The following is a 22,953-nucleotide window of genomic DNA, read 5'->3' on the forward strand; positions in this document are numbered from 1 at the left end:
CGTTGATGTATTAAGGTTCAATACCCGTTTTTCAACGTAAGGTGTTTTTATTTGTCTCATTTTCTTAGGTCAGTGCGTTTCCCAGTCGTATAAAATATCGGGTCTTTTCTTTCACCGGAGATATTAACCATGCTTAATCCAGTTAAGGTATTCTCCACATCACGCACCGTCTCATATGCCGATGATACAATTTTCACGCCAAACGGCAATTGTTCTTGAATGTGCTCATGCAAAACTGGGTAATGCGTGCAGCCTAAAATGGCCGTATCGAACTCCAAATGTGCAATCGGCTCCAAAGTCCTTTTAATAATTGGTTGAATGTCCGTTTGCTTATATGCCCCACTTTCAACAAGAGGAACAAACTCGGGACAGGCAAGCGGAATAACAACCGTATCTGATGAAATTGTAGAAATGGCGTTCTCATATGCCTTGCTTTTGACTGTGCCTATTGTACCTAATACAACAATTTTTCTGTTTGAAGATACAAGCGCAGCTGCCCTCGCACCCGGTTCAATTACACCTAAGACGGGGAAAGGAAACTGTTCACGTAACATATCCAGCGCCACCGCGGTAGCCGTATTGCATGCGACAACTAGCATTTTGATGCCCATTTTTGCAAGAGCAGAAGCCATTTCCAACGTAAATTCCTTTACTTCTTCAACTGAACGTGGTCCATATGGACAACGCGCATCATCGCCTATATAAATAATTGTTTCATTCGGTAAAAAATGTAATATTTCTTTTACGACGGTCAATCCGCCGACACCGGAATCAATGACTCCGATTGGTGCATTATTCGGGATCTTCAATCCTTGATCATCTCTTTGTGCAGTTTAGTCAACAATCGGGAAAACTCGTTTATTTCTACCTCTGAAAAATCCTCGAGAACTGCATTCAAATATTTCCGACGTTTGTCAATCACTTCTTCGATAATACGTTCACCTTCACCTAATAAGTGGATACGTACGACGCGGCGATCCTGTTCATCACGCACTCTTTTCACGAGTCTGTTGTTTTCCATGCGATCGACAAGATCTGTCGTCGTGCTGAACGCTAAATACATCTTATTCGACAAATCTCCAATTGTCATGTCGCCATGCTCGAACAACCATTGCAAGGCAATGAACTGTGGAGGTGTAATCGTATAATTGCTTAATATTTTTCGACCTTGTTGCTTAATGATCCCAGATATATATCGAAGTTCCTTTTCCATCCGAGCAATGTTCTCGGCACCGTCAAGACTCATTGCGTTATGTTCCGCCACATATACCAGCTCCCTGAAAACGAATACTGTCTACTTATTGTCACCTTTTTCATCATAGAACGCAACAGTTTTAAAAAGGATAATAAGTATATCATGTTTTTTCAGGGAACTGAGCATATACATATATATGACGGTTCATAACGAGTCAGCTATTCAAGGAACAACAATAGATTTGTTAATTCAGTTTCAGTTCCCCTAATCGCAACAATTCGACAATCGCTTGTGCCCTTCCGGATACTCCTAATTTCTGAATGGTATTCGAAATATGATTCCGGACGGTTTTTTCGCTAATGCCGAGCCGTCCTGCGATTTCTTTCGTCGTATGATCATCTACTAATAGATGAAAGATTTCTCGCTCCCTTGCTGTTAGCAAAGAACGGTTTTTCATTTCTCCTGTCAAGACGCGCCCCCTCCTATCCACGTTCACTTTACAATATGTGAAGATGGTTTAGGCTGTGCCGGCTCGTTCATCATTTTACAAGGAAAAACCGGATTTTTGATCGTCTTTCCAAGGAACAGATTTGCCTGTTGTCCTATCGATTTGGACAATCGTTCCCCTTCCCGTAAATGCTATTTCTCCCTTTGCATTTTTCCCCAAATAATGGATGTCGACGGAGCTATTGCCGACAGAGGCCGATTTTACATAAATCGACATTTGTTCATCGAAGAATACTTGTTTCATATAGTCACATTGCAGATCAGCGACGACAGGTATTGTCGTTCCATTCGGATTCAGCCAATCTTGCATATGACCGACGTGCTTTAGATATTCAATCCTAGCATATTCAAAATATGCGAAAGTGACTGTATTATTTAAATGACCATACATGTCCGTTTCTGAAAATCGTACGGTTACTGGTACTGAAAAAGTAAACTCCTCAATCCACTTTTCCATGTTTTCAATATAAGCAATCCTCAACATTCCCACTCCCCTTTTTAAAAATGAATGAACATTCATTCTTTTATTATAGCAAATATGTAGCAAACATCCAATATCACATCAGATTTCCAAAATATATGGCTTATTTCAGGCGAGGGATATCTTTATTGGAAAAAAGAACTGTCGCAAAAAGTCATTTTCGACTTTCTGGACAGTTCTTTCAAGAGATTATAATTAGTCAACCATATGGTCGCTTCCGAAGAAGTTTTTGAACATTTGTACTGTCGTTGCACGGTTCATTGCAGCGATGGAAGTTGTCAAAGGAATACCTTTTGGACATGCGACGACACAGTTTTGCGAGTTACCGCATTCGCCGATTCCTCCATCGGACATAATCGTTGCAAGACGTTCGTCTTTGTTCATTGCACCTGTTGGATGCGAGTTGAAAAGGCGGACTTGTGACAATAATGCTGGTCCGATGAAGTTCGTTTTGTCGTTCACGTTCGGGCAAGCTTCTAGGCATACACCGCACGTCATACATTTAGACAATTCGTAAGCCCATTGGCGTTTACGCTCCGGCATACGTGGACCTTCGCCCAAGTCGTAAGTGCCATCGATCGGAATCCAAGCTTTGATTCTTTTGAGTGAATCGAACATGAATTCACGGTCAACGATCAAGTCACGTACAACCGGGAACGTTCTCATCGGCTCAAGGCGGATCGGCTGTGTCAATTGATCGACTAAAGCCGTACAAGATTGGCGAGGACGTCCGTTGATCACCATTGAACATGCGCCGCACACTTCTTCGAGGCAGTTCATGTCCCAGTTGACTGGTGTCGTTTTCTTCCCGTCAGCATTCACCGGGTTACGACGGATTTCCATTAAAGCGGAAATGACGTTCATATTCGGTCTATATGGAATTTCAAAGCTTTCCATATACGGTTTTGAATCAGGTGTATCTTGTCGCTGAATTTCAAATTTGACCGTTTTACCTGCAGTTGGCTGTTCAAGGACAGCAGTTGTTTGCTCAGTCACTTATGTCAATCTCCTTTCTTCGCTGAATAGTCACGTTTACGCGGCGGAATCAAGGATACATCCACTTCTTCATAAGAAAGGATCGGCGCAGATTTTCCATCGAACTCTGCGATTGTCGTTTTCAAGAAGTTTTCGTCGTCACGATTCGGGAACTCTGGTTTGTAATGCGCACCGCGGCTCTCATTACGATTCAATGCTCCCAATGTGATGACACGTGCCAAGTATAGCATGTTTTTCAACTGGCGAGTGAATGTCGCACCTTGGTTGGACCATTGTTGTGTGTCCACGATATTGATGTTTTCGTAACGCTCAAGAAGCTCTTGAAGCTTGTAATCCGTTTCTTGTAATTTATCGTTGTAACGAACAACCGTTACGTTATCCGTCATGATCTCTCCAAGTTCTCTATGAAGCATGTATGCATTTTCATTGCCATCCATCTTCAACGTTGCGTCCCATTTTTGCTGTTCGTCTTTCACAGCTGCATCAAATAGTGTTGAAGGAAGCTCGTCTGCAGAGCGTTTTACACCACGCATATACTTGACCGCTTCCGGACCTGCAACCATACCTCCATAGATGGCAGATAGCAAGGAGTTCGCTCCTAGGCGGTTCGCACCGTGCTGGGAGTAATCACATTCACCAGCTGCAAACAGTCCTGGGATGCTTGTATGCTGTTCGTAATCGACCCAAAGTCCGCCCATTGAATAGTGGACTGCAGGGAAGATTTTCATCGGCAATTTACGTGGATCGTCGCCAGTGAACTTCTCGTAGATCTCAATGATGCCGCCAAGTTTTACGTCAAGCTCATGCGGATCTTTATGAGAAAGGTCAAGGTATACCATATTTTCCCCGTTAATACCCAATTTCTGATTAACGCAGACATCAAAAATTTCACGTGTCGCAATGTCACGTGGTACTAAGTTACCGTAATCAGGGTATTTTTCCTCTAGGAAGTACCAAGGCTTACCGTCTTTATATGTCCAAATACGACCGCCTTCACCACGAGCAGATTCACTCATGAGACGAAGTTTGTCATCTCCAGGGATGGCAGTCGGGTGAATTTGAATAAATTCCCCATTCGCATATTTAGCCCCTTGTTGATAAACTATCGAAGCTGCGGAACCTGTATTGATTACTGAGTTTGTTGATTTACCGAAAATGATTCCGGGGCCGCCAGTCGCCATTATGACCGCGTCAGCAGGGAATGCTTTAATTTCCATAGACTGCATATTTTGCGCTTTGATGCCTCGGCAAATTCCTTCATCATCCATAATGATTCCAAGGAATTCCCAATGCTCGTACTTCTGAACAAGACCCGCCACTTCATGACGACGAACTTGCTCATCCAATGCATATAGAAGTTGTTGGCCAGTAGTTGCGCCAGCAAAAGCTGTACGGTGATGTAACGTACCGCCAAAACGACGGAAATCCAATAATCCTTCAGGTGTACGGTTGAACATGACACCCATCCGGTCCATCAAGTGGATGATCCCTGGTGCTGCCTCAGCCATAGCTTTGACTGGAGGTTGGTTCGCAAGGAAGTCTCCTCCATATACAGTGTCATCAAAGTGGATTGCTGGAGAGTCTCCCTCACCTTTTGTATTCACTGCGCCGTTAATGCCGCCTTGGGCACAAACGGAGTGGGAGCGTTTTACCGGAACGAGTGAGAACAGGTCAACCCCGACCCCTTCTTCCGCAGCTTTGATAGTTGCCATCAAGCCGGCAAGTCCGCCACCGACGACAATCAATCTGCCTTTTGCCATTATTGTTTCACTCCTCATTTTTTTACATGTTCTGTAATTTATCTACGATCAATTAGACAACAAATGCCAATAGGGCTTGAATGCCAATTACCGATAGTACTAAGAAAGCTAGTATTGTAATGTATGAAACAATTTTTTGTGAGTTTGGTGATTGTGCAAACCCCCAAGTAACTGCAAATGACCAAAGGCCGTTTGCCAAGTGGAAAGTTGCCGCAATAACACCAGCAATGTAAAACACGAGCATAAATGGACTAGACAAAATGTTCGCCATCATGTCGAAGTTCACTTCAGTGCCCAAAGCTTTTTGGATTCTTGTCTCCCAAATATGCCACGCAATGAAGATAACAAGAAAAACACCCGTAATCCTTTGCAATAAGAACATCCAGTTGCGGAAAGTTCCGTAGCGCTGAACATTGTTTTTCGCAGTGAAAGCTATGTACACACCGTAAAACGCATGGAACATCAGTGGAATATAGATCACAAACCATTCCAAGAAAAGAACGAATGGCAAGTTCCCCATAAAGTTAGATGCGTTATTGAATGCCTCTTCACCGCGAGTTGCAAAATGGTTAATAACCAAGTGTTGAGTCAGGAACAACCCAACCGGAATAATTCCGAGCAATGAATGCAGTCGGCGCAAGTAAAAATCTGATTCTCTCGACAAGTCTTTACCCTCCCTTATTTAAGAGATATGTCCGAAATGCGTCGTCACTGTTTGTACAAATGAAGGACGTTGACGGCATGCCTCTTAATGGTACAATATGATAACATGTTCATTGTACTCCTCACTTTTGAGGAGGTCAAGGTGATGTGAGCTTTTTACAGGTCGCTGTCAAAAAGTTCAATCCGCAAACCGATTCTCCCGAAAGGACTGTATAATCGTTGGATAAACAAACATATGAAACTCCGACACGATTAGGATATGAAATCATAAAAGACCATGTGCTCCCGAACATTCTAGGTAAACATGAAGATGAAATCCTCTATTGGTCCGGGAAAGACGTGGCAAGGAAGTTCCCAATCTTCTCAATCGACGAACTTCCCGATTTCTTTCAGGAAGCCGGCTGGGGTCCACTTATCGCCTACGAGGGCAAATCTGCGAAGGACGAGGCAATGTTCATTCTTGAGCAATGCGACGCAACTTTGTTAGAAAAAAGATCTTACCAGCTAGAAGCCGGTTTCATCGCTGAACAGTTCCAAATACTGAATGGCTATTTGACTGAATGCTATGGTGAAAAATTCCCGAAAGAAAAACAAGTCCGTTTTCTTGTGAAATGGGATTTGAAAACAAACGTATAATAGCAATTTGCTAAAATCTCTCTTTCAAAAGAAAAATAATCTAGAGGATTCCTAGAAGAGAAGAAGGGCTCATCGACATTCGATATGAGCCCTTTATTTTTTATCTTCCTTGAAATATTCCATCACGGTCTCCGCAACCTTAATCGGAAGGCCTGCCTCGTTCAATTCGGCTGCAGTTGCTTCCCGAATTTTCTTTATGGAACCGAAATGCTTTAATAATTGCTGTTTCCGCTTCGGTCCGACTCCAGGCAAACCATCCAAAACAGATGTCAATGAATTCGAATCTCTGCGTTGTCGATGGAACGTAATGACGAAGCGGTGCACTTCATCTTGTATCCGTTGCAGTAAATAAAATGCCTCGCTCGTCCGTTTCAACGGCACGACCTCTACCGGATTTCCGTACAGCAATTGAGCCGTCTGATGCTTGTCATCCTTCGCAAGTCCCGCAATCGGGATAGATAAGCCAAGCTCATCCTCAATGATTTCACGCGCAACTTCCATCTGACCTTTCCCACCATCAATAATAATCAAGTCAGGCAGCGGCAGCTGATCTCTTAATACGCGGACATATCGTCTGCGGATCACTTCGCGCATAGCCCCATAATCGTCATGTGCTGCCGCAGTCCTCGTTTTATATTTCCTATAGTCTTTTCGGTTCGGTTTTCCATCAACGAAAGAAACCATCGCAGATACCGGATCGACACCGCCCGTGTGGGAGTTATCAAACGCTTCGATTCGCAGTGGAGTAGAAATCCTCATCGCCTCTCCAAGATCTTCACAAGCCCCGATGGTCCTCTGCTCCTGACGATCAATGAGCTGGAATTTTTCACGCAATGAAATTTGAGCATTTTTATTCGATAATTTCACGAGATCTTTTTTCTTGCCTCTTTGAGGGATGAATACATTCACATTCAATAGTTGTTGAACGATTTCCAAATCGATTCCTTCTGGCAGTAAAATTTCTTTAGGCAGAAGATGGCCGCTCTTTCCGTAAAATTGACCGATGAATGTTAGCAGCTCTTCTTCTGGATCTTGATATAAAGGAAATATGGAAACATCCCTTTCAATCAATTTGCCTTGGCGTACAAAAAATACTTGGACACACATCCATCCCTTTTCAACTGCATACCCGAAAACGTCACGGTCTGTGAAGTCGTTCATCATCATTGTTTGCTTCTCCATGACCGCTTCGATATTAGCAATTTGGTCCCGATATTCCTTTGCCCGTTCGAATTCAAGATTTTCAGCAGCCGCCGCCATCTTTTCCGTTAGCTCTTTTTTCACGCTTTTATATCCGCCATTCAGGAAGCGGCTTATATCGTCCACCATTTCTTTATATGTTTCTTGCTTTATTTCATGCACACAAGGGGCTAAGCATTGACCCAAATGGTAATAAAGACAAACGCGGTCCGGCAACTGATGGCATTTCCGGTAAGGATACAAACGGTCTAGCAGCTTTTTCGTTTCGTGTGCCGCTGTAGCATTCGGATAGGGCCCAAAATATTTCCCCTTATCCTTTTTAAGTTGCCTCGTCACAATCAGTTTAGGATGCCGTTCAGAAGTTATTTTTAAGTAGGGGTACGTTTTGTCATCTTTCAGCATGATATTGTACTTAGGGTCATGCTGTTTGATGAGGTTTAATTCCAATATGAGCGCTTCAATATCAGATGTAGTGATGATATATTCAAAGTCCTCGATTTCTCCGACGAGTCGCTGTGTTTTGGCGTCATGGGATCCGGTAAAATAGCTGCGGACCCTGTTTTTCAATATTTTTGCTTTACCGACATAAATGATGGTGCCTTGACGGTCTTTCATTAAGTAACAACCAGGCAAGTCCGGCAGCAAGGATAGTTTATGCTCTATTTTTTCATTCATCTTCTTCACCTACCAAAAAACCGGGTTCCTCTAAAGGTTCCCGGTTTCAAGTAATCCATTACGCGTGTTTTTCGATCAGTTCTGCAAGTTGTTCTTTCGGTTGGAAACCGACAACTTTGTCGACAATTTCTCCGTCTTTGAAGAGGACAAGTGTCGGGATTGACATGATGCCGAATTCTCCAGCAGTCGCTTGGTTCTCATCGACGTCAACTTTGACGATTTTGGCTTTGCCGTTTAGGTCACCGTCAAGCTCTTCCAATACAGGAGCGATCATTTTACAAGGTCCACACCATGTTGCCCAGAAGTCAACAAGCACGAGGCCGTCTTTTGTTTGTTCTTTAAAGTCTTGGTCAGTTGCATGTGTAATAGCCATTTATTCTTTTCCTCCTTTAGTAAATCCAACTATGATTGCATTATAGCATGTCAAATATAGACGGGCGAAACATCTGCTTCAATTAGGAGAAAGGCTCCCGCTTCCGCAGGAGCCTTTTGCTTATTAATTCATTTTGATTTTCTTGATTTCTTCGATCATCATCGGGATGACTTCGAACAAGTCTCCGACGATGCCGTAGTCTGCTACTTTAAAAATGTTTGCTTCTGGATCTTTGTTGATAGCAACAATTACTTTTGAGTTCGACATTCCAGCCATATGCTGGATTGCGCCTGAAATTCCCGCTGCAATGTATAGATCTGGAGTTACTACTTTGCCTGTTTGACCGATTTGCAACGAATAGTCGCAATAATCCGCATCACATGCTCCGCGAGATGCGCCGACTGCACCGCCGAGTAATTGAGCCAATTCTTCCAGAGGTGCAAAACCTTCAGCACTTTTCACACCGCGGCCGCCAGCGACGACAACTTTCGCCTCTGATAGATCAACGCCTTCCGTCGACTTGCGGACGACTTCGCTAATGACGGAGCGTAAGTTCGTGATGTCAACAGAGACGGAAGAAACGTCACCGGAACGGTTTTCGTCTTTTACAAGCGGCTCAATATTGTTCGGACGAACTGTGAAGAATAGAAGACCTTCTTTAATTTTCACTTTTTCAAATGCTTTACCGGAATAGATCGGACGGACGAATACCGCGTCATCGCCTTCTCCTTCGATTGATGTCACATCGGAAATTAAACCTGAAGCTAGTTTACTAGCAATCTTCGGAGATAGATCTTTCCCTAATGAAGTATGACCGAACACGATTGCGTCTGGTTTCTCTTGCTCATAGACAGCCATGAATGCTTGGCCGAATCCGTCTGATGTATAATGTTTCAAATGCGGATGCTCCACAGTGATGACACGATCCGCACCGTATTTGATCATCTCTTCCCCTAATGTTTGAACTGAGTCGCCGAATAGCAAGCCGACGATTTCCCCGCCGTCTGCTACTGTTTTCGCAGCTGCTATTGCTTCGAATGAAACGTTACGCAATGCCCCTTCACGAGCTTCACCAAGTACTACTACTTTTTTAGACATATAGAGTCCCTCCCATTACAATATGAATACACTATGAATTCAATCAAAGCACTTTGGATTCTTTATTAAGAAGTTCAACGAGCTCTTTTACCTGATCGGCCAAGTCTCCTTCTAGGATGCGACCTGCAGCTTTTTGAGGCGGAAGATAGATTTCAATTGTTTCTGTCTTAGCTTCCACATCATCTTCATCAAGGTCCAAATCATCCAATTCCAGTTCTTCAAGCGGTTTTTTCTTTGCTTTCATGATGCCTGGCAAAGATGGATAGCGAGGCTCATTTAATCCTTGTTGTGCTGTGACCAATAATGGCAGGGACGTTTCAATCGTTTCAGAATCCCCTTCAACGTCACGAACGATTTTGACTGAAGTGCCGTCGATTTCAAGGTTTGTAATCGTTGTCACATAATTGATTCCTAATAATTCCGCAACACGTGGCCCGACCTGTCCGGAGCCTCCGTCGATTGCGACATTCCCCGCGAGGATCAAATCCGCATTTTTGTCTTTTAAGTATTCCGCGATGATTTTCGCAGCAGTAAACTCGTCCATCTCATCCAAGTCGTCCTCGGTATTGATCAGAACAGCTTTGTCCGCTCCCATTGCCAATGCAGTACGAAGCTGCTTTTCAGCTTCTTCATCGCCGATTGTGATGACTGTTACTTCACCGCCATGTTCGTCTCGTACTTGGATTGCTTCTTCGATTGCGTATTCGTCATAAGGATTGATAATGAATTCAGCGCCGTCTTCAGCGATTTTACCGTTTGTAACAGCGATTTTCTCCTCAGTGTCAAATGTACGTTTCACCAATGCATAAATGTTCATATTGCAAACCTCCCTGGCTTATTTAATTCCCTTTGAATTGTGGTTCCCTTTTTTCAATGAAAGCTTGGATTCCTTCTTTTGCATCTTCAGAGACAAAAACCTCGCCGAATGAACCGGCCTCCGCCTTCACCCCTTCGTAGAACGAATCTGTTTTCGTATATTGAAGCATACGAAGTGCAGCTTTCATGGCAATCGGACTTTTCTTCGCAATCTTCTTTGCCATTTCCATCGTTTTCGGAAGCAGTTCCTCATCCGGGAAAGCATGATTGGCTAGTCCCCATCGTACCGCTTCTTCCCCAGTGATCGGCTCGCTCGTTAATAACATTTCCGCTGCCTTCGCCACACCTACATATCTTGGCAAACGTTGAGTTCCGGCAAATCCTGGAATCAGCCCTAATTGCAATTCAGGCAACCCGAGTTTAGCTTTTTCGGTGACAACCCGAATATGACATCCCATTGCCAACTCCAATCCACCGCCAAGTGCAGCGCCATGAATGGCGGCAATGATCGGCTTCTTAAAGCTTTCCATTCGTTCAAAAACGTCCTGCCCTGCAGAGGAAAGCTGAGAAAACTGTTCGCCGGACGTCACTGTAGTGAATTCCTTAATATCGGCCCCTGCCGAAAAGAATTTGCCTTCACCGTGAAGTACGATAACCCGGACAGAATCATCATTTTCCACTTCGTCCAATACTTTATCAATCTCTTGAATAAGACTGCTAGATAAAGCATTAGCCGGCGGTCTGTTGATTGCGACAGTCGCCACTCCATCTTCAACATGGATTTTCAAAAACTCCATTCTTCCCCACCCTTTCCGAAATGCACTATTCTGCATCATGAAAAATCGAGATTTAAGCTTTCATTCCGTTTAAAATTAAGCGATGGACTTCTGGTGCCAATTTCATTAAATCATACTTTTGATCATTCATTACCCATGATGTGATTGTTTCGTCGATTGTTCCAAATACCATTTGACGGGCCAACCGAATATCAATCCGCTCGTCAAACTCACCTTTTTCGATTCCTTCCTTTAGGATGGTATCGAGCAAAGTCAAGTACTCCTTCAATACTTCATTGATTCTATACCGAAGTTCTTTGTTTGATTGCCGTAGTTCCAACTGGGTTACAATGGCTAGGTGGCGATCACCATTGAGCAAACTGAAATGGTTTTCAATCATCTTGGCGAGCATTTCTGTAGCAGAGATTTCTTTCTTCAAAATCTCTTTCACATTGTCTACAAAGACGCCCATCTTCTCACGAAAAACGGAAATAAGGATATCCTCTTTATTTTTGAAATAAAGATAGATCGTTCCGTCTGCAACGCCAGCTTCCTTGGCAATCTTGGAGACCTGCGCCTGATGGTAACCGTTTTCAGCAATGACGATGACGGCAGCATCAATTATTTGTTTATATTTAGGTTTATCACGTTTCATTTATTCACCACCAAAAAGAAGAAAATATGAATGATGGTTCATTCATATTTTCATATTAATCGTTTATTCGGTTATCGTCAAGTCTTTCGTCAGGAAGTTTGTAATTCCTGCTCCATCTTCTTTTTCTCCTCATCTATGAGTGCGCGTCGTAAAATTTTACCGACTGCAGTTTTCGGCAGTTCTTTCCTAAATTCATATTTACGCGGTACTTTGAAGGAAGCCAAATGTTCACGGCAATACGCATTTAATTCTTCCTCTGTCACCGATTTCCCTTCTTTTAAAACAATGTATGCCTTTACCGTCTCACCACGGTAAGGATCTGGGACTCCAGCGACTACACATTCTTGGATTGCATCATGCTCATACAGCACTTCTTCGATTTCACGTGGATAAATATTGAAACCGCTCGCAATGATCATATCCTTTTTCCTATCTACAACATAGAAATGACCTTCATCATCCATATAACCTAAATCTCCGGTTAACAGCCATCCATCGCGGAACGTTTCGGCGGTCTCTTCCGGTCTGTTCCAATAGCCCTTCATCACTTGAGGGCCTTTTACAGCTATTTCCCCGACTTCCCCATTCGGTAGGGGATCTGTTGATTCAGGACCTAAAATGCACGCATCCGTATCTGGCCACGGAACACCAATCGACCCTTTTACACGTCTTTCCTCCCATATGAAATTCGCAATGGCGACTGGAGAGGTTTCTGTCAGACCATACCCTTCCACAAGCTTTCCGCCGGTAACCTTTTCAAATTTCTCCTGCAATTCGACTGGCAAAGCAGCAGATCCACTTATACAAGCTTTTATTGAAGAAAGGTCGTACTTCGAAAGCTCTGGATGATTCAACAAGCCAATATAGATTGTCGGTGCACCAGGGAAGAGCGTCGGTTTCTGTTTATCGATTGCTTTGAGCGCAGTATCGAAGTCAAACTTAGGGATTAACACCATTTTATTGCCTGACATTACGGATAAGATAAGAACGGTCGTCATGCCATACACATGGAAGAACGGTAAAATTCCCATGACAATCTCTTTGCCATCTTCGCATTTATAGAGCCATGCATTGCACATTTGCGCGTTGCTGATCAGATTGGAGTGTGTGAGCATGACACCTTTCGGAGGTCCTGTAGTCCCTCCTGTATATTGAAGCAACGCAACATCTTCATCAAAATTAAATTCATATGAAATCGGATCAGGTTTTGCTATCTTCATAATTTCCGTGAAAAGATGGTTCATACCCCTATGTTCCACCTTCACGATAATTCCGTGCTCTCTTTTCTGGATGAATGGATAGATAAGATTTTTAGGGAACGGCAAATAGTCTTTAATCCCCGTTATGATGACATGCTCCAACTCTGTTTCCTTAATGATTTTCGTAATGCGTCCAAAAAGAATGTCAAGTGAAATGATTACCTTTGCCCCGGAATCCACCATCTGATAGGACAATTCCCTTTCTGTATAAAGTGGATTCGTCTGAACGACTATCCCTCCAACATAAAGGATGCCATAGTAAGCGATTGCGCTTTGAGGACAGTTCGGAAGCATAATTGCAACGCGGTCCCCCTTTTCAACACCTAGCGATCGCAAATAGTTGGCAAATTTCAATGCAGATTCATGGAATTCTTTATAACTTATATCCTTGCCCATGAAATGCATTGCCGTCTTTTCAGGAAACTTATTCCCCGATCTCGTTAAGAATTCTTGAAGCGGAATCCGATCATAATCGATCGTTTTCGGTATTTCTGGCGGATACATATCCAGCCATGGCCTTCCTGTCATTGTAACGCCCCCTTTTCCATTACAATACTTAGAAAATTCCTTCTTTAAATATTATATCGATAAATGAATCCGCTTTCAAATAGAATATTGTTTTCATAGAGAAAAAATGCCTTGACTTGAAAATTTAAGTCAAGGCGTATTCTTGAACATCCAATATATTCCTACAAGAACAAAGAGAACACAAACAACAATTAAAATCTTAGACAATTTTTCCATATCATATCTCCTATGAAATGCTGGCACCGATGACAAAGGACAATCCTACCGATATTGTCAGCGAGATGAAGCCGACGGAACGATTATCCTCTTCAATCTCCTTGTCAATGTTGAACTTCGGCGTTAGAAATTCAAAAAGGATGTACGCGATGACAAGCAAGACAAAACCGAATAAGCCCCATCCAATCATTTGCGGCAATGTATTATGCTGCTCAATTGAATAACGAAAAATATTCGAAACACCGAAGATCTTACCGCCGGTAGCCATGGCAACAGCTATATTCCCATTACGGATCTCTTCCCAATTTTTATACTTTGTTACAAGTTCAAAAAGCACCATCGAAACGACGAGGCACAGGACAACTACACTGAAATAACCTGTCGTTTCTACAAGAGGATGGCTCCAAAATCCAGTTTCCGTCATTTATTTGACTCCTTTGAAATTCATTCATCCTAACCTCTACGAATGGAGACGAAGAAAGTTTCAATTTCGTATAACTTTTTATTTTAGTTCAACGACCGTAACCCCATGGCCGCCTTCGCCCGCTTCCCCATATCTGTAACTTTTCACACGCGGATGATTTTTCAAATATGTTTGGACTCCTTGCCGTAAAGCTCCTGTTCCTTTTCCATGAATGATTGATACTTGATGATAATTGGACAACAACGCATCATCCAAATATTTTTCAGTACGGTGCAATGCATCTTCATACCGCTCCCCACGAAGGTCGAGTTCCAGTTTGACGTACGAATCCCTTCCCTTTACAGATGCGGATACGACAGTATCTTTCACTTTTTCAGGTTTAATGTATTCCAGTACGGATTCATCAAGCTTCATTTTCAAGATGCCGATTTGGACGATCCATTCTTTTGCAGAAACCTTTTCAATAAGGGTGCCTTTTTGTCCGTATGTGATGACTTTTACTTCATCACCGACTTCTAATGGCCTCGGAGCCGCTTTCGCTTTCAATGTTTTCTTTTTATCTTCGGGAGCTGCTCCTTCCAGTCGTTTACGTGCATCAATTAATTCATGCTCTTTCACATTCGCACCTGCGTTCAAGCGCAATGCACGCAGGTCGGATATGACAGCCTCCGATTCGACACGAGCCTCGTCCACGATTTTTTTCGCTTTTTCTTTTGCATTCTCGATCAGTTTTTCTTTCATACCATCGAATTCGGAAAGCTTCTCTTCCAATTCCCTTTTCAGTCTTTCTGTTTCGATTAATAATGCATGTGTCTGTTCTGCATCTTTTTCAGATTGAACCCTGCTCGACTCTAATGAAGCGATCATCGAATCTACTTCTCCACGGTCTGTTCCGGTGAACTTTTTCGCGCGTTTAATAATATGTTCATGGAGACCGAGACGGTTAGAGATTTCAAAAGCATTACTTCTGCCTGGAACTCCGATTAATAATCGATACGTTGGGCTCAATGTATCAATATCGAATTCTACGCTTGCATTCGCAACGCCAGGACGATTATAGCCATATGCTTTTAACTCAGGATAATGAGTTGTAGCCATTACACGTGCTCCTGTGCCATGCACTTCATCCAATATGGAAATAGCAAGCGCTGCCCCTTCCTGCGGATCGGTGCCTGAGCCAAGCTCGTCAAATATGAGCAATGAACGCGAGTCAAATTTTTTCAGGATATCGACAATGTTTACCATATGCGAAGAGAACGTACTGAGACTTTGCTCAATGGACTGTTCATCGCCAATGTCCGCATAGACAGAATCGAATACGGCTATTTCCGAACCATCCAATGCAGGAATCGGAAGTCCAGCCTGAGCCATCAATGTGCATAGCCCAACAGTTTTTAACGTAACGGTCTTCCCTCCTGTGTTTGGTCCAGTAATAACAATTGTTGTAATATCCTTACCGAATTCAATTGTATTGGCTACCGCCTGTTCGATCGGCAGCAGAGGGTGTCTAGCTTTCGCTAGACGGATATATCCTTCGTTATTCACTTCGGGCTTTGTACATTTATGCGCAATTCCATATTTTGATTTGGCAAGAATGATATCAATTTCCGATAAAATATCGACTAGCACAAAAAGATCATGGGCTACTTCTTGAACTTTTACGGATAACTCCTGCAAAATCTTTTCAATTTCATCCTTCTCTTTCATCTTCAAGTTACGGATTTCATTATTCGCTTGGACAACAGCATCAGGCTCAATGAATAACGTTTGCCCCGATGATGACATATCGTGGATGACTCCTCCGAAGTGAGAACGGTATTCCGATTTTACGGGAATGACGTATCTGTCGTTTCGGATTGTTACGATGGAATCGGAAAGCATTTTTGAAGCATTTCGTCCTCTTGTATAGCCTTCGAGCTTTTCCCGCACACGCCCCTCCTGGATGCGTAAACTTTGACGGATCGATCGGAGAGTTCCTGAAGCACTATCGACGACATGTCCATTTTCGTCAATGGCAGCATTGATTTCATGCTCAAGTCCCGTGAGGATCGGCAACGCCTCTTTCTTCGTGAGGAAATGAGGAATTTCAATATCTTCATCCTCGTCAACTGATTCAATGAACTGCCTTAGAATTCTGCTTGCACGGATTGTATTCGCTGTTTCCATCAATTCATATGCACTAAGGACACCTCCGATTTGTGCGCGTTTTGCATGCGGGCGGATGTCGCTAATGCCTCCCATCGGTACGTTCCCTCTTACTCTCAATATAGAGAGCCCTTCGTCTGTCTCCTCAAGCAATCGGACAACTTCTTGAAAGTCGCTGACGGGAACTAACTTTTCCATATATGTTCGTCCCGCAGATGACGTGCAATAAGTTGCCACGACATCCCGGATTTTGTCAAATTCAAGTGTTTTCAAGACACGGTTTTCCAATGCCTTACACTTCCTTTCATTTCCGGATAATCTCCCGGATGAATTGTTCAAGCGGCCATGTGTTAACGACCGTCTCTTTTTTCAGCCATGCCTTTTGCGCATACTTTACACCAATTTCCATATGATCCAATTGATCGATTGCATGCGCATCTGTATTCACGGCAATTTTAACGCCCGCTTTCTGAGCCATTTCCAAATAGTCGACGGCTAAGTCAAAACGGTGCGGATTGCCGTTCAACTCAAGTATTTTATTATATTTCTTTGCCCACTCAATCAATTGGGGCACGTCAGGATTATAACCGTCCCTCTGTCCGATTATCCTACCAGTCGGATGAGCGATCATGGAAACATGCGGATTTTTCATCGCAGCATGCAGTCGATTCATAATCTTATCTTGCGACTGATTGAAATTCGAATGGATCGAAGCAATGACAAAGTCCAACTCACTTAAGAGATCATCTTCAAAATCAAGAGATCCATCCGGTAGGATATCCATTTCTGTCCCACAGAAAATTTCGATATCATCGTATTCCGCATTTAACTTCCGGATTTCTGCAATTTGGTCTCGGACACGCTCAGGCGTCAACCCATTCGCCACTTTCAAATATTGCGTATGGTCTGTAATGACCATATGCGAGTAGCCTCTAGCTCTGCACGCTTCCACCATTTCTCGTATGGAATAACCTCCATCCGACCAAGTCGTATGCATGTGGAAATCACCTCGGATATCCTCGAATGCAACAACCTCTGCAATCTCATGTGCCCGGTCGATTTCCGTTCCATCCTTACGCATGGAAGGTGGGATGAATGGCAAATCAAAAAAAGCAAAAAAATCGGCTTCCGATTCAAACGTTTTTACGGTTCCATCTTCCATTTCAACACCGTATTCACTGATTTTCATCCCTTTTGATTTAGCCAGTTGACGCATTTTCACATTATGGTCTTTCGAGCCAGTGAAATGGTGAACCGCTGTCGCAAATTGCTTTTCGGACACGAAGCGGAAATCCGCGTCGACCAAATCCGCCATGTCAAGAACGACGGATAACTTGGAATCTCCAGCCGCTACAGTTTCTTCAATCGGAAGCACTTCCATCAGCTTATCCCGAACTGCCGCGGGCTCATCCGTAACAATTATAAAGTCGACGTCGCTGCTTTCTTCCTCTGCACGTCGGAAACTTCCTGCTACAGAAAAACGAGAAATTTCCTCAACCCCTCGCAATTCCTCTTCAATCGCTTTCACAATGGACTCCACTTGCCAAACGGGCAGTTTCCCTTTTCTGGTACCCAGCTGTTGAAGTTCATGCAATATCTTCTCCTCGGTCTTTTTCCCGAATCCCGGAAGCACGCTCACTTTGTTTGTTTCGCACGCAATTCGCAAAGACTCAATTGAATCGATGCCGATCGATTCCCGCAGTTTCGCAATCCGTTTGCCGCCGAGCCCCGGAACTTTCAATAATGGAATAAGCCCTTTAGGAACTTCTTCTTCAAGCTCCTTCAATAAGTCGGATTCCCCTTTTTCCATCAAGTCGATAATGACCGCTCCTGTCCCTTTGCCAATTCCCTTCAATTTCAAAATATCATCCATCTCAGAGAGGCTTCGCGGGTCAAGCTCAAGCACGTTCGCAGCTTTCCGGAACGCTCCCACTTTAAAGGGATTTTCTCCCAACAATTCCATATACAACGCGATTTTTTCAAATGTACGAATGATTGTTTTCTTGTTCATAAGTAACCACCCCTTCATTTTTTACGGATCCTTCTAGAAAAAAGGCTTCCCTCCAACCAGGGGGGAAGCCGAACAGTTCGTTCATATAGAACAGCCTGCGTTATAATGCAAGCCGGGATACGTCACTTCGTATAAATATACCACCATTTTTTTACCGTTTCTGAAATGATCGGAGTATGTTCAAATATCGCATCAGCTAAAAGCGATCTGCCAATCATTTCTTGGATGAAATCAAGCGGCAGCATTGCCAGTAGATAGAGTAGTAGAAATATAAGAATATAAAACTCTATAAATCCTAAAATCGCTCCTCCAAAACGAGATAAAAATCCCAGTACTGGAAGGAACTTCAGGAAATCAAACATGGACGCAATCAACTGCAATGCGAATTTGACAACGATAAAGATAAGTACAAATGCCAGCATCCTGTAAAACGTCTGATCCAAGTCAAGTTGTTCGACTGTCCAACTCAATTTAGATCCAGCGGTTACCCCCGGGTATGGAATCCATAGAACGAACTTCTCAGACAATGGTTTGTAATATACGTAAGCGAAGATAAGAGCAATGATGAAGCCTGTCATATGTATAAGCTGTACGATAAGCCCCCGTCTAAATCCCGTGATCAATCCCCCTAAAAAGAGGAATAGTATGATTAAATCAAGCATAAACGACCGTCAACCCTTCAACTTATTCAATTCTTCTTCCAAAAGCTCAATACGTTCTTTTAATTTCAAATAGTCATGTACACTATTCACAGCGGTAAGGACAGCAATTTTGGAACTGTCCAAATAAGGATTACGAGAACTAATCTCCTTCATCCTCTCATCGACCATCGAAGCGACGAGCCGGACATGATTGCTCGTTTCACTGCCGACAATCGTATATGTCTGTCCATATATGTCAACCGCTACGCGCGTCTTCTGCTCGTCTGCCAATGATGAAACCTCCTAAGTAGAAACTTATACTCAATCATACCATGAAATCGTTTTAGTTGAAAAGGGAAGGGATGGTTTAACCGTGGATTTCCGTTTCATGCGTATGCTTGTACAAGTACGACAAACAACTTCCCCTTAGGTTGTTGTATAATATGAAAAGATATTACGGAGAGGAAAGAATTTTATGAGCCAAAGTGTTCTTCAATTGGATAAAGCAAAGTTGGAAAAATTAATATCGTATTATACCCCTTTTCAAGTTATACGAAATGCGCCAGGCGTCGTTTTTGCGGCAAAGCTGCCAGATACGGCTGTTACTGCTTATAAATCTGGAAAAGTGCTATTCCAAGGCGGAGGGGCAACACGGGAAGCCGGCATTTGGGGCGGTTCGGATGTCATATCATCTGCTAATAAAACAACAGCGCCAAAAGCGAAAGGCGAAACATTGCCTGAGGGATTCTCGGAGTTGTCAGTCCTCGGCTCTGATGAAACGGGTACTGGTGACTTCTTTGGCCCTGTTACGGTTGCCGCCTGTTTTGTCAGCTCGGATCAAATCGAGCTCGTTCGTGAACTAGGCGTTAAGGATTCCAAGCAATTGAATGATGGTTTAATGAGGGACATCGCCCCTGATCTGCAAGCAACACTTATTCATAGTGTCCTCACGTTAACAAACGAGAAATATAACGAGATTCAAGCAAAAGGGTGGTCGCAAGGCAAGATTAAAGCTTTGCTCCATAATCAGGCTTTAAAACACGTTCTACGGAAAATGAATGACAGGAAGCCAGATTATATTTTGATCGACCAGTTTGCAGAACGTGGAATTTATTATAACCATATTAAAAGTGAGCCGGAAATCGTTCGTGAAAATGTTTTGTTTTCGACAAAAGCCGAGGGGCTGCACGTAGCGGTTGCTGCAGCATCTATTATTGCAAGAGTTGCGTTTTTAGAGGAGATGGACCGGTTGAGCGGGATTGCCGGTGTCACACTTCCTAAAGGTGCAGGAAAAATTGTGGATGAAGCAGCGGCGAAAATTTTATTAAAAAATGGTGAGTCCGCATTAAAATCAATGACGAAATGGCATTTTGCCAATGCCGAGAAGGCGAAAAGAATCGCAGCGAAGAAACGCTGATAGGTCGCTTTGGACACCGACATAAAAAAGACCGCTATTGGAGATGTACTCCATTAGCGGTCTTCGTTTTATCCTCGAAGCTGTGCGCCTGCCTCTATAGTTAAAGCATGCAATACTTTTTCGTGTGCTTTAACGACTTCTTCGTCTGTCAAAGTGCGCTCAGGATCGAAATAAGTCAATGAGAACGCAAGTGATTTCTTGCCTTCTTCTACATTGTCCCCTTCGTATAGATCGAAGAGCTTCACATCTTTCAAAAGTTTGCCGCCCGCCTGTCTTATAGTTTCTTCCAGCATGCCTGCGGAAGTTTCTCTTGCAACAACGAGTGCAATGTCCCGTGAAATGGATGGGAAACGTGGAACAGGAACATAAAGAAGTTCATCCGTATTTATAGAGAGAATGGTTTTCAAATTCAATTCCATTACATACGTTTCTTTCAAGTCACGTTTCTTTTGCTCCGTCGGGTGGATTTGGCCGATCAAGCCGATTCGCTCGCCCTGCAATAGAACATTTGCAGTCCGACCCGGATGCATTCCATCGATTACAGCTTTTTCAAATGATAAACCATGAAGAAGTCCTAAGCGATCCAACAATCCTTCGACTATGCCTTTGACAACATAGAAATCAACTTTTTTCGACTCCGCCTGCCAAGCATGGTCGACCCATTTACCTGTCAAGACTGCCGCTAAATGCTCTACTTCACGTGGAAGGCCATCCTCTTCTTCCCCAAGGAATACGGAGCCTGTTTCATATAGAGAAACTGAGTCGATACGGCGCGCAACGTTATACGTAGCCGCTTCTAACAGATGAGGAATTAGGCTTTGACGTAGTACGCTGCGATCCTCACTCATTGGCATAAGCAATTCCGTTACCGGGGCCGTTTCCAACGCAAATAATTGCGCATGCGCTTTCGATGTCAATGAATAAGTAATTGCCTGATACAGCCCAGCTCCTTCAAGGAACTCGCGAACAATACGGCGTTTTGCCTGGTATGGCGTCAATCCTCCCGGCGTTGACTCTGATACAGGAAGCGTTTTCGGAATTTCATCGTATCCATACATTCGTGCAATTTCTTCAATAATATCTTCCCTGATTTTCAAATCTTGCCTACGTGTCGGAGCATCGATAACAAGCTGCCCATTGATTGCTTCTGTTGGAATTCGAAGGCGATCCAGTATATTGAGCATTTCTTCCATCGAAATTTTCATGCCAAGGCGGCTGTTGATATAATCCGGTGAAACAGTAATTCGCTCAGCTGTTTTGTCAAGTTCATCAAAGATGACTGACCCAGCAAGGACTTCCCCGCCAGCAAGATTAGCCATCAGCTGAGCTGCACGTTCAGCAGCCTCTTGTACACGGTTCGGATCGACTCCTTTTTCGAAACGGGTACTTGCATCGCTTCGAAGGCCAACTTCTCTGGAAGTGCGGCGAACTGATGAAGGTGCAAAATAAGCAGATTCGATAACAACAGTCGTCGTCCCATCATGCACTTCAGAATTTGCTCCACCCATGACGCCAGCTAGCGCTACAGGTTCGTTGCCATTCGTAATGACAAGGTTATGTGCTTGTAATTTCCGTTCTGCATCATCCAATGTTGTTATTATTTCACCCTCTTTAGCATGACGAACGACAATTTCTCCTGTCTCAAGCCGATCATAGTCGAATGCATGCAATGGTTGGCCGTACTCCATGAGAACATAATTTGTAATATCGACTACATTATTATGAGGGCGTACGCCTGCTGCCATCAAAGCATTTTGAAGCCATAATGGCGATTCGGCCACTTTTATATTTTTCACGACTTTTGCGACATACATCGGGTTATCTTCAGCAGCATCGATACGAAGTTTCAACATGTCTTCCGCCTTTTCTGCCGACAAAGGATAATCAATTTTTGGCAGTGCAATCCCTTGGGATAAAATCGCACCGACTTCATAAGCGACGCCTAACATGCTCAGCGCATCTGAACGGTTCGGCGTCAAATCGAATTCAAGCACTGTATCGTCCAATCCAAGTAATGGAAGCGCATTTTCCCCTGGCACTGCATCTTGAGGCAATACGTAAATACCTTCCGCATATGCTTTCGGAACGAGTTTCCCTTCAATCCCTAGCTCTTGCAAGGAACAAATCATCCCGTTCGATTCTTCTCCACGCAGTTTCGCTTTTTTGATTTTCATGCCGCCAGGAAGAACAGCTCCAGGTCGTGCAACGATGACTTTTTGGCCGTCTGCGACATTCGGTGCTCCACAAATGATTTGCGTCGTCTCTTCTCCGACATCCACTTGGCATATGTTCAATTTATCCGCTTCCGGATGCTTCACGCATTCTTTCACATGTCCGACAACGACATTTGTCATTCCTTGTCCGCGATAAATGATGGAATCAACTTCTATGCCTGAACGCGTTATTTTTTCTGCAAGATCTGCAGGATCAATTCCATTTATATTTACATATTCATTCAACCATTTTGTAGATACTAACATG

Annotated in this window: 22 protein-coding genes; 2 read left to right on the forward strand and 20 right to left on the reverse strand. The window is 43.4% G+C overall.

Going from position 1 to position 22,953, the window contains the following annotated elements:
* Positions 1 to 56: 56 nt before the first annotated feature.
* The 7 genes from murI to ACTHPA_RS14850 all read right to left on the reverse strand — a co-directional run bounded on the left by murI (position 57) and on the right by ACTHPA_RS14850 (position 5,603).
* Positions 57 to 809 carry a glutamate racemase gene (gene murI / locus ACTHPA_RS14820; RefSeq protein ID WP_440501265.1) on the reverse strand — a complete coding sequence of 251 codons (753 nt, stop codon included), beginning with the start codon at positions 807 to 809 and terminating at the stop codon, positions 57 to 59.
* On the reverse strand, positions 806 to 1,246 hold the full coding sequence (locus ACTHPA_RS14825) for a MarR family winged helix-turn-helix transcriptional regulator (protein ID WP_440501512.1): 441 nt from the start codon (positions 1,244 to 1,246) through the stop codon (positions 806 to 808). The genes murI and ACTHPA_RS14825 overlap by 4 nt, the downstream gene beginning before the upstream one ends.
* 193 nt (positions 1,247 to 1,439) lie before the next feature.
* Positions 1,440 to 1,652: a helix-turn-helix domain-containing protein gene (locus ACTHPA_RS14830; RefSeq protein ID WP_060204861.1), complete on the reverse strand. Its 213-nt coding sequence runs from the start codon at positions 1,650 to 1,652 to the stop codon at positions 1,440 to 1,442.
* A gap of 87 nt (positions 1,653 to 1,739) precedes the next feature.
* A complete protein-coding gene (locus ACTHPA_RS14835) occupies positions 1,740 to 2,186 on the reverse strand; it encodes an acyl-CoA thioesterase (RefSeq protein WP_440501266.1) in 447 nt (148 codons plus the stop codon).
* 192 nt (positions 2,187 to 2,378) lie between these two features.
* Positions 2,379 to 3,179, reverse strand: coding sequence for a succinate dehydrogenase iron-sulfur subunit (gene sdhB, locus ACTHPA_RS14840; protein ID WP_440501268.1), 801 nt, complete (start codon positions 3,177 to 3,179; stop codon positions 2,379 to 2,381).
* Positions 3,180 to 3,184: 5 nt separating this feature from the next.
* Entirely contained in the window at positions 3,185 to 4,939 is a 1,755-nt protein-coding gene (gene sdhA / locus ACTHPA_RS14845) for a succinate dehydrogenase flavoprotein subunit (RefSeq protein WP_440501269.1), read from the reverse strand.
* A gap of 52 nt (positions 4,940 to 4,991) precedes the next feature.
* Positions 4,992 to 5,603 carry a succinate dehydrogenase cytochrome b558 subunit gene (locus ACTHPA_RS14850; protein ID WP_440501270.1) on the reverse strand — a complete coding sequence of 204 codons (612 nt, stop codon included), beginning with the start codon at positions 5,601 to 5,603 and terminating at the stop codon, positions 4,992 to 4,994.
* A 218-nt stretch (positions 5,604 to 5,821) separates the two neighbouring features.
* Here ACTHPA_RS14850 and ACTHPA_RS14855 point away from each other — a divergent pair, with 218 nt between their 5' ends.
* A complete protein-coding gene (locus ACTHPA_RS14855) occupies positions 5,822 to 6,238 on the forward strand; it encodes a DUF2507 domain-containing protein (protein WP_440501271.1) in 417 nt (138 codons plus the stop codon).
* 93 nt (positions 6,239 to 6,331) lie between these two features.
* Here the strand turns inward: ACTHPA_RS14855 and uvrC are convergent, their stop codons facing one another.
* The 12 genes from uvrC to zapA all read right to left on the reverse strand — a co-directional run bounded on the left by uvrC (position 6,332) and on the right by zapA (position 19,346).
* A complete protein-coding gene (uvrC, locus tag ACTHPA_RS14860) occupies positions 6,332 to 8,113 on the reverse strand; it encodes an excinuclease ABC subunit UvrC (RefSeq protein WP_440501273.1) in 1,782 nt (593 codons plus the stop codon).
* Between the two features lie 58 nt (positions 8,114 to 8,171).
* Positions 8,172 to 8,486 (reverse strand): thioredoxin, encoded by a 315-nt coding sequence (gene trxA, locus ACTHPA_RS14865; RefSeq protein ID WP_440501274.1) that lies wholly within the window; start codon positions 8,484 to 8,486, stop codon positions 8,172 to 8,174.
* Positions 8,487 to 8,609: 123 nt separating this feature from the next.
* Positions 8,610 to 9,584, reverse strand: a complete 975-nt coding sequence (locus ACTHPA_RS14870) for an electron transfer flavoprotein subunit alpha/FixB family protein (protein ID WP_440501276.1) — start codon at positions 9,582 to 9,584, stop codon at positions 8,610 to 8,612.
* Between the two features lie 43 nt (positions 9,585 to 9,627).
* The gene (locus ACTHPA_RS14875) at positions 9,628 to 10,401 is read right to left on the reverse strand and encodes an electron transfer flavoprotein subunit beta/FixA family protein (RefSeq protein WP_440501277.1); all 774 of its coding nucleotides are present in this window, start codon (positions 10,399 to 10,401) and stop codon (positions 9,628 to 9,630) included.
* 22 nt (positions 10,402 to 10,423) lie between these two features.
* Positions 10,424 to 11,197, reverse strand: a complete 774-nt coding sequence (locus ACTHPA_RS14880; protein ID WP_440501278.1) for an enoyl-CoA hydratase — start codon at positions 11,195 to 11,197, stop codon at positions 10,424 to 10,426.
* A gap of 52 nt (positions 11,198 to 11,249) precedes the next feature.
* The gene (locus ACTHPA_RS14885; protein WP_440501280.1) at positions 11,250 to 11,831 is read right to left on the reverse strand and encodes a TetR/AcrR family transcriptional regulator; all 582 of its coding nucleotides are present in this window, start codon (positions 11,829 to 11,831) and stop codon (positions 11,250 to 11,252) included.
* Between the two features lie 89 nt (positions 11,832 to 11,920).
* Positions 11,921 to 13,618, reverse strand: a complete 1,698-nt coding sequence (locus tag ACTHPA_RS14890) for a long-chain-fatty-acid--CoA ligase (RefSeq protein ID WP_440501281.1) — start codon at positions 13,616 to 13,618, stop codon at positions 11,921 to 11,923.
* A 226-nt stretch (positions 13,619 to 13,844) separates the two neighbouring features.
* Positions 13,845 to 14,258 (reverse strand): DUF350 domain-containing protein, encoded by a 414-nt coding sequence (locus tag ACTHPA_RS14895; protein ID WP_440501283.1) that lies wholly within the window; start codon positions 14,256 to 14,258, stop codon positions 13,845 to 13,847.
* Positions 14,259 to 14,336: 78 nt separating this feature from the next.
* Positions 14,337 to 16,691: an endonuclease MutS2 gene (locus tag ACTHPA_RS14900; protein ID WP_440501284.1), complete on the reverse strand. Its 2,355-nt coding sequence runs from the start codon at positions 16,689 to 16,691 to the stop codon at positions 14,337 to 14,339.
* A 16-nt stretch (positions 16,692 to 16,707) separates the two neighbouring features.
* Entirely contained in the window at positions 16,708 to 18,414 is a 1,707-nt protein-coding gene (gene polX, locus ACTHPA_RS14905) for a DNA polymerase/3'-5' exonuclease PolX (protein ID WP_440501285.1), read from the reverse strand.
* Between the two features lie 122 nt (positions 18,415 to 18,536).
* Positions 18,537 to 19,076 (reverse strand): CvpA family protein, encoded by a 540-nt coding sequence (locus ACTHPA_RS14910; RefSeq protein WP_440501286.1) that lies wholly within the window; start codon positions 19,074 to 19,076, stop codon positions 18,537 to 18,539.
* A 9-nt stretch (positions 19,077 to 19,085) separates the two neighbouring features.
* Positions 19,086 to 19,346: a cell division protein ZapA gene (zapA, locus tag ACTHPA_RS14915; RefSeq protein ID WP_440501288.1), complete on the reverse strand. Its 261-nt coding sequence runs from the start codon at positions 19,344 to 19,346 to the stop codon at positions 19,086 to 19,088.
* 184 nt (positions 19,347 to 19,530) lie between these two features.
* Between zapA and rnhC the strand changes: the two genes are divergently transcribed.
* Positions 19,531 to 20,472: a ribonuclease HIII gene (gene rnhC, locus ACTHPA_RS14920; protein WP_440501290.1), complete on the forward strand. Its 942-nt coding sequence runs from the start codon at positions 19,531 to 19,533 to the stop codon at positions 20,470 to 20,472.
* Between the two features lie 68 nt (positions 20,473 to 20,540).
* Here the strand turns inward: rnhC and pheT are convergent, their stop codons facing one another.
* Positions 20,541 to 22,952, reverse strand: coding sequence for a phenylalanine--tRNA ligase subunit beta (gene pheT, locus ACTHPA_RS14925; protein ID WP_440501291.1), 2,412 nt, complete (start codon positions 22,950 to 22,952; stop codon positions 20,541 to 20,543).
* Between the last annotated feature and the right edge of the window lies 1 nt (position 22,953).

It is taken from the genome of Sporosarcina sp. SAFN-015, from assembly GCF_051966875.1.
Taxonomy (GTDB): domain Bacteria; phylum Bacillota; class Bacilli; order Bacillales_A; family Planococcaceae; genus Sporosarcina.